Genomic DNA, 13,084 nt, shown 5'->3' with positions numbered 1-13,084 from the left:
CCGCTGGAGCCGTCGGAGCCGCCGGAGCCGCTGGAGACAGCGGAGCCGTCACAGCCGCCGGAGAGCCGCGTCGACGCCCTGCTGGCCGAAGCCCGCGCCGGACTCGCCCGGCTGACGCCCCGGCAGGCCGCCGAGGCGCAGCGGGACGGGGCGCTGCTGGTGGACATCCGGTACGCGGCGCTGCGGGAGCGGGACGGCACCATTCCGGGGGCCCTGGTGGTCGAGCGCAACGAGCTGGAGTGGCGGCTGGACCCCACCTGCCCGCACCGCGCGCCCGAAGCCACCGGCGCCGGCCTGCGGGTGGTGGTCGTCTGCAACGAGGGCTACGCCTCCAGCCTGGCGGCGCGGTCTCTGCACGCGGTCGGGCTGCCGTACGCCACGGATCTGGCCGGCGGCTTCCAGGCGTGGCGCGCCGCGGGGCTTCCGGTCCGGCCCGCTGCCGCCGTCCGTGAGGGGGTCAGCCCGCCGCGAGATCCTTGAGGGCTTCCAGGACGCTGCGGTGGAACGTCGGATAGGCGTACATCATGTCGCGCAGCGTCGTGGTGGGCACGGCGGCGCGGACCGCGACAGTGAGCCCGTAGAGGACTTCGCCGCCCATCGGCCCCGCGGAGGTGGCGCCCACCAGGACGCCGCGTTCCGCGTCCTCGACCAGCTTGATCAGGCCCTCGTTGCCCGCCTTGTGGATCCAGCCGCGGGATCCGGCGGGCACCTGGGCCAGTCCGGTGCGTACGGTCAGCCCGCGCTCGCGTGCCTTCTTCTCGGTCAGCCCGACGGAGCCGATCTCCGGGTCGGTGAAGGTCACATGGGGCAGCGCGCGGTAGTCGGCGCCGGGCCCCGGCTCGCCCAGTCCCGCCTCGGCGAGGATGGCGCGTACCGCCACGTCCGCCTGGTAGATCGCCGCATGGGTGAAGGCGCCCTCGCCCACCAGGTCACCGACTGCCCACACGCCGGGTGCGGCCCGCATGTGCGCGTCCACCTCCAGGCGGCGGGCGCCCGGTTCGAGGCCCAGCGCCTCGGGGTCGAGCGCGTCCAGCCGGGGCCGGCGGCCGGTGGCCACCAGCAGCCGCTCGGCGGACAGCTCCGCGCCGTCCTCCAGGGTGAGGGTGAACGTGCCGTCCGCGTAGCGCGCGGACGCGGCCCGTGCGTTGGTCCGTACGGTCAGCCCCTCGTCCCTGAAGACCCGCAGCAGCAGTTCCCCGGCTTCCGGTTCCTCGGCCGAGACCACCCGCTCGGACGCCTCGATCAGGGTGACCCGGGTGCCGAACCGTGCGTACGCCTGGGCGAGTTCGACGCCGACAGCGCCACCGCCGAGCACCAGCATGGAGGCCGGGGCCTCGGCCGCTGAGACGGCTTCCCGGTTCGTCCAGTACGGCACCTGGCCGAGACCGGAGACGGGGGGTGCCGAGGGGGCGCTGCCGGTCGCCAGGAGGACACCGCGCCGTGCGGTGAACGTCTCCCGTCCGCTCCCGCTCTCGACCTCCACCCGGCCCTGCCCGGTGAACCTGCCCCGGCCGCGTACGAAGCGCCCGCCCTGCCGGGTGAACCGCTCGACGGCTGCCGCGTCGTCCCAGTCGGCCGTCGCCTCGTCACGGATCCGCGCGTGGACGAGGGGGAAGTCCGGCTCCACCCTGGCGCTGCCCGCCATTCCGGGCACCCGCCGGGCCTCGGCCAGCAGATTGCCTGCCCTGACCATCATCTTGCTGGGCACGCACGCCCAGTAGGGGCACTCGCCGCCCAGCAGCTCCGCCTCGACGCCCACCACGTCCAGCCCCGCCTCCGCGAGCTGCCCCGCGGCCGCCTCGCCGCCCGGCCCCATCCCCAGTACGACCACATCGCACTCGCTCACCACAGGCCGCCCTCCTCCACCTCGTCCCGGCGAGCATACGAGCCCCGAACCTCAAGGGCATCCCACAACGTGCCCCCAAGGGGGCGCGCGAGCCAAGTCGCACCCCGGAGGGGCGCGGGGAACTGCGCGCTCAGCCGAATCTCACCGGCAGCTTGCAATCGACGTTCAGGGGCAGTTCCTGGCCAGATTGACCGGGGGCCGGCGCAGGCCCTGCGGGGCAGGTGGCGTCCCGAAGGGGCGCGGGGAACTGCGCGCTCAGCCGAATCTCACCGGCAGCCTGCAACCAACATCCAGGGGCAGCCCGTACCCAGAACAGCCGAGAGACCCGCACAAAACCCGCGGGGCAACCACTAGCCCGCCCGCCAACCACCCGCGCAGTCCACCTCGCACACCAGCCACCCGAATCCCCCCAACCCACACCCATCCAGCAACTCCGCCGCCTCACCGGCCGCACTCAACTCCCGTACGTACGCCGCGGGATCGCTGCCGGCCAGCGAGAGGGCGGGCCGTCGTCCGGTCACCCCCAGCGAGCGCAGGGCCGCTCGCTGGGCCAGCAGGGTGGTGCCGCCCGGCGCGGCGGCGGCCACGGCGTCCAGGGCGACGTGCGAGGTCAGGTCGCACGAGCCGTCCGGTACGGGCCGGCACTCGTGGCCCGCACGGAAGCCGGTGAGGGTGCCGAAGGGCGGCCGGGCCGCGCGCTCGTGCGCGTAGTCGACGGCGACGGCCACGCCCCGCCGCAGGGCGCCGGCGGCCCGCGCCCAGGCGGCGTCGCGCGGGTGCCCGAGCTCGGCCCGCGCGCCCTCGCCGGCGCCCGTCAGCGGCCACCAGCGCGCCAGCCACGCGGCGTCCTCCCCCGCCACCTCAGGGCCGAGCCGCTCGGTGCCGTCCGGCTCCACCAGGACCAGCCGCGGGGTGCCGGACGCGTCGTTCTCGGCGATGTCCACGGGGACGTTGTCCAGCCACTCGTTGGCGAACAGCAGCCCCGTCAGCGTTCGGGGAGCGGGCAGCTCGTGCTGCCAGCCGATCGTCTCGTCCAGCCGCGCGGGCCGCTCCCGCCGCTCGACGGCGACCGGACGCAGCCTGGCCAGCACCTGGGCACCGGCCGCCTCCCGCTCCCACAGCGCGGCCAGCACCCCGGTCAGCAGCTCGCCGTCGCCGGCCCCGACGTCCACCAGGTCCAGCGGATCAGGGCGCCCCAGTGCCTCGTCCACCCGCAGCAGGAGGCGTGCCACCGCTTCGGCGAACAGCGTCGAGGCGTGCACGGAGGTGCGGAAATGCGCTGCGGGGGCGTGCTGCGCGTAGAAGCCGCGCGGCCCGTACAGCGCGCGTTCGGTGGCCGTTCGCCACCCGGGCGGCTCGGAGTTCATGGGCCTCACCGTAGGGCGGGTCCCGCCGCTGGTGCGGATCGCCACCCTCCACCTTCCGGAGTACGTACGGCAGCCAGGGATCGGCCGTCCGGTTGACCCCTGCACGTATCCGCCCTGCATACGCTTGGTTACGTGAACCGGCTTTACGACTTCATCCGCAGGCACCCCACCTGGGTGGACAGCCTCTGGGCCGGTTTCCTGCTCATGTTGTCGTCGCTGTGGATCGTCGCCAGTGTGTCGGCTCCGCCCACCCCTGACGGTTCCGACCCGCTGCCCCGGGAGACCGGCCAGCAGATAGCGCTGATACCGATAGCGCTCGCGCTGTGCCTGGTGGTGGCGCTGCGGCGGCGGGCCCCGGAGAAGATGCTGCTGCTGGCGACCGGCACGGGGCTCGCCCAGGTGATCGCCGACGTCAGCCCGTTCCCCGGCGACTTCGCCTTCCTGGTCATCATCTTCACCGTCGCCTCCCGGCACACCCGCTGGGCCTCCCGCTTCGCACTGGTGGGCGCGCTGCTGGCGCCCGCCATCGACGCGCTGCGCTGGCCCAGTCCGCGGGGCGACCTGTCGGGGCAGATCTTCGGCACCCTGTTCATGACGCTCGCCTTCGTGATGGCCTGGGTGCTCGGCGACTCCCTGCGCACCCGCCGCGCCTACTACCTCCAGCTGGAGGAGCGCGCCAGACGGCTGGAGAAGGAACGCGAGGCACAGGCCAAGGTGGCCGTCGCGGCCGAGCGGGCCCGGATCGCCCGCGAGCTGCACGACGTGGTGGCGCACAACGTCTCCGTGATGGTCGTCCAGGCCGACGGCGCCGCCTATGTGCTGGACACCTCGCCCGAGCAGACGCGGATGGCGCTGGAGACCATCTCCGGCACCGGCCGTCAGGCCCTCGCCGAGATGCGCCGGCTGCTGGGCGTGCTGCGCAGCGGTGACCCCGGTAAGCGGGACGGCGACGAGTACGTTCCGCAGCCAGGTGTGGAGCAGATCGCCGACCTGGTCGAGCAGGTGCGCGGCACCGGGCTGACGGTGAACTTCAAGGTGGAGGGCACCCCGCATCCGCTGCCCAGCAGTGTGGAGCTGACGGCGTACCGGATCGTGCAGGAGGCACTGACCAATACGCGCAAGCACGGCGGCCCGGACGTCGGCGCCACGGTGCGGCTGCGCTACGGGGACGGCGAACTGTCCGTACTGGCCGAGGACGACGGCCGCGGCGCCCAGCGCGAGCTGTACGAGGAAGGCGGCACCGACGGCCTCGGGCACGGCCTGATCGGGATGCGCGAGCGGGTCGGCATGGTGGGCGGGGCGCTGGAGGCCGGGCCCCGCTCGGGCGGCGGTTTCCGTATCCGTGCGGCCCTCCCGCTCAAGGGCGCAGACTGACGCCCCGATCCCCGCTTTTCCGCCCCACCGAGAAGAACTCAAGGACCCGAGGACCCGAAATGACCATCCGTGTGATGCTCGTCGACGACCAGGCGCTGCTGCGCACCGGTTTCCGTATGGTGCTGACCGCCCAGCAGGACATGGAGGTCGCGGCGGAGGCGAGCGACGGCGCCGAGGCGCTGGCCGTACTGCGTGAGACCCCGGTGGATGTCGTGCTGATGGACGTACGGATGCCGAACGTCGACGGCGTGGAGGCCACCCGCCGCATCTGCGAGGGCGGCGAGGGGGGTCCTGGCAAGCCGAAGGTGCTGATACTGACCACCTTCGACCTGGACGAGTACGCCTTCTCCGCGCTCAAGGCCGGGGCGAGCGGCTTCATGCTCAAGGACGTGCCGCCCGGCGATCTGCTGGCCGCCATCCGCGCGGTGCACAGCGGTGACGCGGTCGTGGCCCCCAGCACCACCCGGCGGCTGATCGACCGCTTCTCCTCGGTGCTGCCCGCCACCGCATCGGAACCGGTCGCCAAGGAACTGCGCCGCCTCACCGAGCGCGAGCGCGAAGTCCTCACCCTGATCGCCCAGGGTCTCTCCAACGGCGAGATCGCAGCTCAGCTGGTGCTGTCAGAGGCTACGGTCAAGACGCACGTGGGCCGCATCCTGGCCAAGCTGGAGCTGCGCGACCGGGTGCAGGCAGTGGTCCTGGCATACGAGACGGGGCTGGTCCGGGCGGGGGGCTAGCCCCGACCAGCCCTCAGCGCAGCACCGTTTCCAGAAAGTCGCTGCCCAGCCGCCCCACCACTTTCACGTCGAGCTGGTACTGCACATACCGCCCATGCCGCCGTGCAGTGATCAGCCCGGCCTTCTTCAGCACGGCCAGGTGCCGGGACACCTCCGGGGAGCTGACCGAGTAGAGGTCGGCCAGCTCCGAAGTGGTGTACGGAGCCCGCGCCAGGCTCCGGCAGAGCCGCATCCGCAGGGGGTGCGCCACCGCCTCCATGCGCAGCGTGACCTGCTCGACGGACAGCGGCGTCGACAGCAGCTCGCGGCCTGTCAGCGGGTAGTACACCACGGGCCGCCACCCGTACCGGTGCAGCACCATCAGATGCGGCCAGGTGTGAACGGACGGGATGAACGTCACTCCTGGGCCGACCGCCGGGTCCACCGCTGTGGTGCGGGCACTGGCGAGCTTGTCGGCGCTGATGACCGAGCCTTTCTTGTCGGTCGAGAGGGCCGGTGAGACCGCCTCCAGCGTCGCGGCCAGCCCGCGGCGGCGCAGCAGTTCGGTCTTCTCCCTGGCGTCGGCGGCCAGCTGATGGCGCACCCGGTTCCAGGTGTCGGCGAAGAACGCCTGCTCGCAGTCCTCGAAAAGGCGCCGCACCCAGCTCCGTACCGCAGGCGGGTCCGCCAGCAGCCGCTCGGTGAACCGGCGCTGCTGCGGCCCGCGCGCGGACGCCAGTTCGATGGAGCGCTCCCGCTGCGTGGCGTCGGTCAGCGGGGAGCGCAGCGATTCACTGCCGTACAGCGCGCTACAGGTGAACTCCAGCGCCGCCGTGACGAACTCCTCGTCGTCCAGCTTGTCGAGCAGGTCCAGGTCCTCGGCGAGCGTCGCACCTGGCTGTACGGAGGCGTCCCGCAGTCCGGCGAAGCCCATCAGGATGTCGGAGAACGTCGTACGCCACAGGAAGTCCGCCTCGCACAGCCGGTCGGCGAGGTCCGGTTTGAGGGAGGCATTGGTGGCGGTCGCCCAGGCGTGCGCCCCTGGGTGGTGCCCCGGCTCGGCCAGGGTGTGCAGCGCGGTGCCCAGCTCCGCCAGTGGGGAGGGCGCGAAGACGATGCGCTCCGGCGGCAGCCCCGCGATGTCGATGGTGACGCTCATGCCCCCATACTGCCCTGCTGGTCAACGCCTTTTCCGGTCCCGTTTCCGGTCCCAGCGGGGCGCTGCTTTCTTCCCCGATTGACGTGCTCCGTCAATCGGCGGGAGCCGGATTGACGGCCCCCGTCAACTCGCGTGCTCCGGCCGGAAACGCGCAGCAATGTCGTCGTCATGACCATCAGTGAGCAGTACGCATTGGACGTCTGGCGGCTCCGCTCCCAGGAGCAGCCGCCGCCCCCGGCACCCGGCACCCACGAGGCGAAGCTCTTCCGGGCATGGTGGGTGGCCCGTAAGGAGGCGCGCGAGGAACTGGGCCGGCCCGTACGGAGCACCGCACCCCGGACCCTCCGGCGCCGTGCGCGGAGGGCTTAGCATGGCGTGGTCTCGTCCGGTACCGGCGACTGAGCGGACCGGAACGCATACGGAAGGCCACTTTCGTGAACGCACACCATGCCCACCCCCCGGGCGGCGCAGGGGGACCCGATCCCTCGACCCCGGCCAGGGCCGAGGACCGCCCTGCGCGGCTGTCCGTCGGCGTCGTCGGCGCCGGCCGGGTCGGCCCCGCGCTGGCGGCGGCGCTACAGCTGGCGGGGCACCGCCCCGTTGCCGCCTCCGGGGTCTCGGACGCCTCCCGGCGCCGCGCGGCCGAGCTGCTGCCCGGCGTACCGCTGGTGGACCCGGCCGAGGTGCTGGCCCGCTCCGAACTCGTCCTGCTGACCGTGCCCGACGACGCGCTGCCCGGCCTGGTGTCGGGGCTGGCGCAGACCGGTGCCGTCCGCCCGGGGCAGCTGCTGGCGCACACCTCGGGCCGGTTCGGCACCTCGGTGCTGGAGCCCGCGCTGCGCGCCGGAGCGCTGCCGATCGCGCTGCACCCGGTGATGACGTTCACCGGCACCTCGGTGGACGTGCAGCGGCTGGCCGGGTGCGCTTTCGGGGTGACGGCGCCGGAGGAGCTGCGGCTGGCGGCCGAGGCCCTCGTCATCGAGATGGGCGGCGAGCCCGAGTGGGTGGCCGAGGAGTCCCGCCCGCTCTACCACGCGGCTCTCGCCATCGGCGCCAACCACCTGGTCACCCTCGTCAACCAGTCGATGGACCTGTTGCGCGCCACCGGTGTGCAGGCCCCCGACCGGATGCTCGGCCCGCTGCTGGGCGCGGCCCTGGACAACGCCCTGCGCTCCGCCGACGCCGCGCTGACCGGCCCCGTGGCCAGGGGCGACGCGGGCACGGTCGCCGCACACATCGCCGAGCTGCGCCGCAGCGCACCGGAGACGGTGGCCGGCTATCTGGCGATGGCCCGCGCCACCGCCGACCGGGCGCTGGCACACGGCCTGCTCAAGCCGGAGCCCGCCGAGGCGCTGCTGGACGTACTGGCAGCTTCCGGCAGTGAGGGCGAGCGTCCCGGCAGTGAGGGGCCCGGCGGTGACGGCGACGGGGAGGCCGACGCATGAGGCCGCACCTCGTCGATACGGCGGCCGAACTGCGCTCCCTCGCCCGCGGACCGGAACGCGCCGTCGTCATGACCATGGGCGCCTTGCACGAGGGCCATGCCGCGCTGGTGCGTGCCGCGCGCGAGCGGGTGGGTCCCGAGGGCCAGGTCGTGGTCACCGTCTTCGTCAACCCGCTCCAGTTCGGCGCGGGCGAGGACCTGGACCGCTATCCGCGCACCCTGGAAGCGGATCTGGAGGTCGCGGGCAAGGAGGGCGCGGATGTGGTCTTCGCACCGTCCCTGGCCGAGGTCTACCCGGGCGGCGAGCCGCAGGTGCGGATCTCGGCGGGACCGATGGGCGCCGTGCTGGAGGGCGCGTTCCGCCCCGGGCACTTCGACGGGGTGCTCACCGTCGTCGCCAAGCTGCTCCACCTCACGGCGCCCGATGTGGCGTTCTTCGGTCAGAAGGACGCCCAGCAGCTCGCCCTCGTCCGCCGAATGGTGCGGGACCTGAACTTCCCCGTGGAGATCGTCGCCGTCCCCACCGTCCGGGAGCCGGACGGACTCGCCCTCTCCAGCCGCAACCGCTATCTCGGCGACGCCGAGCGCACCAGCTCCCTCGCCCTCTCCCGGGCCCTGCGCGCGGGCGAGCAGGCCGTGCCGCGCGGTCCCGCTGCGGTTCTGGGCGCCGCCCGGCAGGTGCTGGAGGCCGCCGCTGGGCAGGGTCTGGACGTGGACTATGCGGCACTGGTCGACGCGGAGGGTTTCACCGAGATCGCCGACGACGCGTGGCAGGGAGAGGCCGTCCTGGCCGTCGCGGCCCGCGCGGGCACGACCCGGCTGATCGACAACGTCGCCCTGCACTTCGGCCCCCGGCAATCCGGAGGCCGGCACCTCGCCCCGCACCCCGGAGAAGCACGATGACCGCCCTGAGCCGGACACCCGGACCCGTCAACCCCGGCATAGCCGGCAGCGCGCTGCCCGCGCCCCCGCCGGGCTGGAACCTGGACGCCGACGTGGTCGTCGTCGGCTCCGGCGTCGCCGGGCTGACGGCCGCACTGCGCTGCGCCGCGGGCGGGGCCCGTACGGTCGTGGTCACCAAGGCCCGGCTGAACGCGGGTTCCACCCGCTGGGCGCAGGGCGGCATCGCGGCGGCACTGGGCGAGGGGGACAGCCCCGAACAGCACCTGGACGACACCCTGGTGGCCGGAGCCGGGCTGTGCGACGAGAACGCGGTGCGCACCCTGGTCACCGAGGGTCCCGCGGCTGTACAGCGGCTCATCGAGGCGGGCGCCGCATTCGATCTCTCCGCCGACACCGGCCAGATCGCGCTGACCCGCGAAGGCGGCCACCACCGCAACCGCATCGCCCACGCGGGCGGCGACGCGACCGGCGCCGAGGTCTCCCGGGCCCTGGTCGGCGCCGTACGCGCACAGGGCATCCGCACCATCGAGAACGCCCTCGTCCTCGACCTGCTCAAGGACGCCGAGGGCCGCACGGCAGGCGTCACCCTGCACGTCATGGGCGAGGGCCAGCACGACGGCGTAGGGGCGGTCCGCGCACCCGCCGTCGTACTGGCGACCGGCGGCATGGGCCAGGTCTTCGCTGCGACGACCAACCCGGCCGTCTCCACCGGCGACGGCGTCGCCCTCGCGCTGCGGGCCGGCGCCGAGGTCTCCGACCTGGAGTTCGTCCAGTTCCATCCGACGGTGCTCTACCTGGGCCCCGAGGCCGAGGGCCAGCAGCCGCTGATCTCCGAGGCGGTACGCGGTGAGGGCGCCCATCTGGTGGACGCCGAAGGGGTCCGCTTCATGCAGGGCGCCCACCCGCTGGCCGAGCTGGCGCCGCGGGACATCGTCGCCAAGGGCATCATGCAGCACGCCGCGCAGCAGGGCACGGATCACATGTATCTGGACGCCCGGCACTTCGGCGCCGCCATGTGGGAGAGCCGCTTCCCCACCATCCTGGCCGCCTGCAGGGCGCACGGCATCGACCCGGTGACGCAGCCCGTCCCCGTCGCCCCCGCCGCGCACTACGCCAGCGGCGGCATCCGCACCGACCTGACCGGCCGCACCACGGTCCCCGGCCTCTACGCCTGCGGCGAGGCGGCGTGCACCGGGGTGCACGGCGCCAACCGGCTGGCCTCCAACAGCCTGCTGGAGGGCCTGGTCTTCGCCGAGCGGATCGCCGAGTCGGTCCTGGCCGCCGACCGGTCGCTGCCCGGGCCCCCGGCCGCAGACCGCGGCCCGGCGGCGACGCTCCTGCCGGCCACCGCCCGCACCCGCATCCAGCACACGATGACCGCCGGAGCCGGAGTCCTGCGCAGCGCCCGCTCCCTCTCCTCGGCAGCCGGTCAACTGGCTGCCCTCACCACGGCGGCGGACGGGAAGCACCCCGAGCCGGGCGTGGACACCTGGGAGACGACCAACCTCCATCTGGTCGCACAGGTCCTGGTGGCAGCCGCTCTCCGACGCGAGGAGACACGAGGCTGCCACTGGCGCGAGGATTTCCCGGACCGCGACGACGAGCGCTGGCGCCGCCACATCGTCGTCACCGTCGGCGACGCGGCAGGCCCCGACGCCCCGTTCACCCTTCGTACGACCCAGACGACCGCCTTCCCCGCGGTCGTCGCCCCGCCCAAGGAGCAACAGTGACCGACGACCTCCCCCTCCTCCAGATCGGCAGGGGCCCTGCGGCACCGTCCGAGCCGGGCGGCTGCGGCGACGGCTGCGGCTGCGCGTCCGGACCCGGGCCCGACGATCTCGACCCGCTGGAGTGCGGCCTGGACCCCGACCTGGCCCAGCTGCTGAGCGACGCGGGACTCGACCCGGTGCAGGTCGAGGACATCGCCCACCTGGCGGTCGAGGAGGACCTGGACCGCGGGGTGGACGTCACCAGCGTCGCCACCATCCCGGAGGACGCCGTCGCCACGGGCGACTTCACGGCGCGCGAGGCCGGAACGGTCGCGGGCCTCCGGGTCGCCGAGGCCGTGCTCTCCGTGGTGTGCACGGACGAGTTCGAGGTGGAGCGGCACGCGCTGGACGGCGACCGGGTGGAGGCGGGCCAGCGGCTGCTGACCGTCCGCACCCGCACCCGCGACCTGCTCACGGCCGAGCGCAGCGCCCTCAACCTGCTGTGCCGCCTCTCCGGCATCGCGACCGCGACCCGCGCCTGGGCGGACGCGCTGGAGGGCACGAAGACCCAGGTGCGCGACACCCGCAAGACGACGCCGGGGCTGCGCGCGCTGGAGAAGTTCGCGGTGCGCTGCGGCGGCGGGGTCAACCACCGGATGTCGCTGTCCGACGCGGCGCTCATCAAGGACAACCACGTCGTCGCGGCGGGCGGGGTCGCCGAGGCGTTCGCGCGGGTGCGTGCCGAGTTCCCCGACATCCCCGTCGAGGTGGAGGTCGACAGCCTGGACCAGATCCCGCCGGTCCTCGACCAGGGCGCCGATCTGCTGCTGCTGGACAACTTCACGCCGGGTATGACCGCCGAGGCGGTCACCCTGGTCGCCGGCCGGGCCCGGCTGGAGTCCTCAGGGCGCCTCACCCTGGCCAACGCCGCCGAGTACGCGGCAACCGGCGTCGACTACCTCGCCGTCGGCTCGCTGACCCACTCGGCGCCGGTCCTCGACATCGGCCTGGACCTGCGAGAGGACGCCGACGCACGAGAGGAGCAGCCCTGATGCTGCTCACCATCGACGTGGGCAACACCCACACCGTGCTGGGGCTGTTCGACGGCGAGGAGATCGTCGAGCACTGGCGCATCGCGACCGAGGCCCGCCGCACCGCGGACGAACTGGCCGTACTGCTGCACGGCCTGATGGGCATGCACCCGCTGCTCGGCGAGGAACTGGGCGACAACATCGAGGGCATCGCCATCTGTTCGACCGTCCCCTCCGTGCTGCACGAGCTGCGCGAGGTGACCCGGCGCTATTACGGCGACATTCCGGCGGTGCTGGTCGAGCCGGGCGTCAAGACGGGCGTGCCGATCCTGATGGACAACCCGAAGGAGGTCGGCGCCGACCGGATCATCAACGCGCTGGCCGCGGTCGAGCTGTACGGCGGCCCGTGCGTGGTCGTCGACTTCGGTACGGCCACCACCTTCGACGCGGTCTCGGCGCGCGGCGAGTACGTCGGCGGCGTCATCGCCCCCGGTATCGAGATCTCCGTGGACGCGCTGGGCATGCGCGGCGCCCAGCTCCGCAAGATCGAGATCGCCCGGCCGCGCAGCGTCATCGGCAAGAACACCGTCGAGGCGATGCAGGCGGGCATCGTCTACGGCTTCGCGGGCCAGGTGGACGGCGTCGTCCACCGGATGGCCGCCGAGCTGACGGACGACCCCGAGGACGTCACCGTCATCGCGACCGGCGGCCTCGCCCCCATGGTGCTCGGCGAGTCCACAGTGATCGACGAGCACGAGCCCTGGCTGACGCTGATCGGCCTGCGCCTGGTGTACGAACGCAACGTCGCCCGGAACTGACGTCCGGAACCGGGGTAACGGCGTCCGGAACCGAGGCAATGGCGTGACGCGCCCCGCCACGCCGCAAATCAGGCGATAAGCACATTTAGCTCTTACATCCTCTATCGTCGCCTCATGCCCACGCCATACGGTTCCCGAGGCGGCGTGGCGTTCGGCCCGCACGAGCTGCGAGTGCTCAGCGGTGCCCTCGCCATCGCCCTCCAGTCCGACCCCGCGCCCGAGCAGGCCCGGGAGTACCTGCGGCTCGCCCAGGCCGTGGACGAGACGGTCCGTGAGGGCGCCCGGCTGCGTTCCTTCGTACGGGCGGACCTCGCCCGCTACCGTGCGGCCCTGCCGGGCGCCGCTGCGGGTTACCTGGATCAGCTGGAGGCCGCCCTCGCCACCGGGTACCTCCCCGTCCCGGCCGACCTCTCCGCGCTCCGCCTCCTGTGCGCATGCGCGGCGAGCCCGGCCGAGACGGCCCGCCGCAGGGTGCTGCTCCGGCGCGCCCAGGCGGCCCGTATCCCGCAGGGCCACCACCCCCAGGACGACAGGACCGCCGCCCGGATCCCGGCCCCGGCCGGCCGCGCCTCCGCCGTCCGTATCCCGGCGGTCCGGGCGGCCGAGGAGGGCGAGCAGGGCGACGAGGGCCCCGAGCCGGGGCCGAAGCGGAAGGGGAAGCCGTCGCCGGGCCCCGCGAAGCCCGGTCCTGCCAAGCGGCCCGGCTCCCCTGAGCCC

The 13,084-nt window shown here is 73.5% G+C and carries 13 protein-coding genes; 10 read left to right on the top strand and 3 right to left on the bottom strand.

The genetic code is table 11. The annotated features are described in order from the left end of the window. Positions 1 to 30 precede the first annotated feature (30 nt). Positions 31 to 480: a rhodanese-like domain-containing protein gene (locus ITI46_RS11805; protein WP_209239463.1), complete on the top strand. Its 450-nt coding sequence runs from the start codon at positions 31 to 33 to the stop codon at positions 478 to 480. Here ITI46_RS11805 and ITI46_RS11800 read toward each other — a convergent pair. Together ITI46_RS11800 and ITI46_RS11795 are read right to left on the bottom strand one after the other, a co-directional pair. Beyond that, positions 458 to 1,846: a dihydrolipoyl dehydrogenase family protein gene (locus ITI46_RS11800; RefSeq protein ID WP_307808141.1), complete on the bottom strand. Its 1,389-nt coding sequence runs from the start codon at positions 1,844 to 1,846 to the stop codon at positions 458 to 460. The two genes, ITI46_RS11805 and ITI46_RS11800, sit on opposite strands and share 23 nt — an antisense overlap. A 350-nt stretch (positions 1,847 to 2,196) precedes the next feature. Beyond that, the gene (locus ITI46_RS11795) at positions 2,197 to 3,213 is read right to left on the bottom strand and encodes an SAM-dependent methyltransferase (RefSeq protein ID WP_209239440.1); all 1,017 of its coding nucleotides are present in this window, start codon (positions 3,211 to 3,213) and stop codon (positions 2,197 to 2,199) included. 132 nt (positions 3,214 to 3,345) lie between these two features. Between ITI46_RS11795 and ITI46_RS11790 the strand changes: the two genes are divergently transcribed. After that, the gene (locus ITI46_RS11790; protein ID WP_209239439.1) at positions 3,346 to 4,587 is read left to right on the top strand and encodes a sensor histidine kinase; all 1,242 of its coding nucleotides are present in this window, start codon (positions 3,346 to 3,348) and stop codon (positions 4,585 to 4,587) included. A 59-nt stretch (positions 4,588 to 4,646) separates the two neighbouring features. Next, on the top strand, positions 4,647 to 5,324 hold the full coding sequence (locus ITI46_RS11785; protein WP_209239438.1) for a response regulator: 678 nt from the start codon (positions 4,647 to 4,649) through the stop codon (positions 5,322 to 5,324). A gap of 13 nt (positions 5,325 to 5,337) precedes the next feature. Here the strand turns inward: ITI46_RS11785 and ITI46_RS11780 are convergent, their stop codons facing one another. Beyond that, complete coding sequence (locus tag ITI46_RS11780) at positions 5,338 to 6,462, bottom strand: DUF5937 family protein (RefSeq protein WP_209239437.1); 1,125 nt, start codon at positions 6,460 to 6,462, stop codon at positions 5,338 to 5,340. A gap of 168 nt (positions 6,463 to 6,630) precedes the next feature. Here ITI46_RS11780 and ITI46_RS11775 point away from each other — a divergent pair, with 168 nt between their 5' ends. The 7 genes from ITI46_RS11775 to ITI46_RS11745 form a co-directional block, all read left to right on the top strand. Continuing rightward, positions 6,631 to 6,831: a hypothetical protein gene (locus ITI46_RS11775; protein ID WP_209239436.1), complete on the top strand. Its 201-nt coding sequence runs from the start codon at positions 6,631 to 6,633 to the stop codon at positions 6,829 to 6,831. Between the two features lie 65 nt (positions 6,832 to 6,896). Then, a complete protein-coding gene (locus tag ITI46_RS11770; RefSeq protein WP_209239435.1) occupies positions 6,897 to 7,907 on the top strand; it encodes a Rossmann-like and DUF2520 domain-containing protein in 1,011 nt (336 codons plus the stop codon). After that, positions 7,904 to 8,809 (top strand): pantoate--beta-alanine ligase, encoded by a 906-nt coding sequence (panC, locus tag ITI46_RS11765; protein WP_209239434.1) that lies wholly within the window; start codon positions 7,904 to 7,906, stop codon positions 8,807 to 8,809. The genes ITI46_RS11770 and panC overlap by 4 nt, the downstream gene beginning before the upstream one ends. Beyond that, the gene (locus ITI46_RS11760; protein WP_209239433.1) at positions 8,806 to 10,539 is read left to right on the top strand and encodes an L-aspartate oxidase; all 1,734 of its coding nucleotides are present in this window, start codon (positions 8,806 to 8,808) and stop codon (positions 10,537 to 10,539) included. The genes panC and ITI46_RS11760 overlap by 4 nt, the downstream gene beginning before the upstream one ends. Beyond that, the gene (gene nadC, locus ITI46_RS11755) at positions 10,536 to 11,570 is read left to right on the top strand and encodes a carboxylating nicotinate-nucleotide diphosphorylase (protein WP_209239432.1); all 1,035 of its coding nucleotides are present in this window, start codon (positions 10,536 to 10,538) and stop codon (positions 11,568 to 11,570) included. Before ITI46_RS11760 ends, nadC begins: the two co-directional genes overlap by 4 nt. Beyond that, a complete protein-coding gene (locus ITI46_RS11750; RefSeq protein WP_209239431.1) occupies positions 11,570 to 12,367 on the top strand; it encodes a type III pantothenate kinase in 798 nt (265 codons plus the stop codon). The genes nadC and ITI46_RS11750 overlap by 1 nt, the downstream gene beginning before the upstream one ends. A gap of 114 nt (positions 12,368 to 12,481) precedes the next feature. Next, positions 12,482 to 13,084 (top strand): hypothetical protein (locus tag ITI46_RS11745; RefSeq protein WP_209239430.1); only part of this gene is annotated, 603 nt, incomplete at its 3' end.

It is taken from the genome of Streptomyces oryzae, from assembly GCF_017676365.1.
Taxonomy (GTDB): domain Bacteria; phylum Actinomycetota; class Actinomycetes; order Streptomycetales; family Streptomycetaceae; genus Streptomyces; species Streptomyces oryzae.
This window is presented reverse-complemented; position numbering and strand designations above follow the sequence as displayed.

Coding starts and splice junctions, on each gene's coding strand:
- ITI46_RS11780 (WP_209239437.1), bottom strand. CDS start 6,462: ATGAGCGTCACCATCGACATCGCGGGGCTGCCGCCGGAGCGCATCGTC.
- ITI46_RS11760 (WP_209239433.1), top strand. CDS start 8,806: ATGACCGCCCTGAGCCGGACACCCGGACCCGTCAACCCCGGCATAGCC.
- ITI46_RS11750 (WP_209239431.1), top strand. CDS start 11,570: ATGCTGCTCACCATCGACGTGGGCAACACCCACACCGTGCTGGGGCTG.
- ITI46_RS11795 (WP_209239440.1), bottom strand. CDS start 3,213: ATGAACTCCGAGCCGCCCGGGTGGCGAACGGCCACCGAACGCGCGCTG.
- panC (WP_209239434.1), top strand. CDS start 7,904: ATGAGGCCGCACCTCGTCGATACGGCGGCCGAACTGCGCTCCCTCGCC.
- ITI46_RS11775 (WP_209239436.1), top strand. CDS start 6,631: ATGACCATCAGTGAGCAGTACGCATTGGACGTCTGGCGGCTCCGCTCC.
- ITI46_RS11785 (WP_209239438.1), top strand. CDS start 4,647: ATGACCATCCGTGTGATGCTCGTCGACGACCAGGCGCTGCTGCGCACC.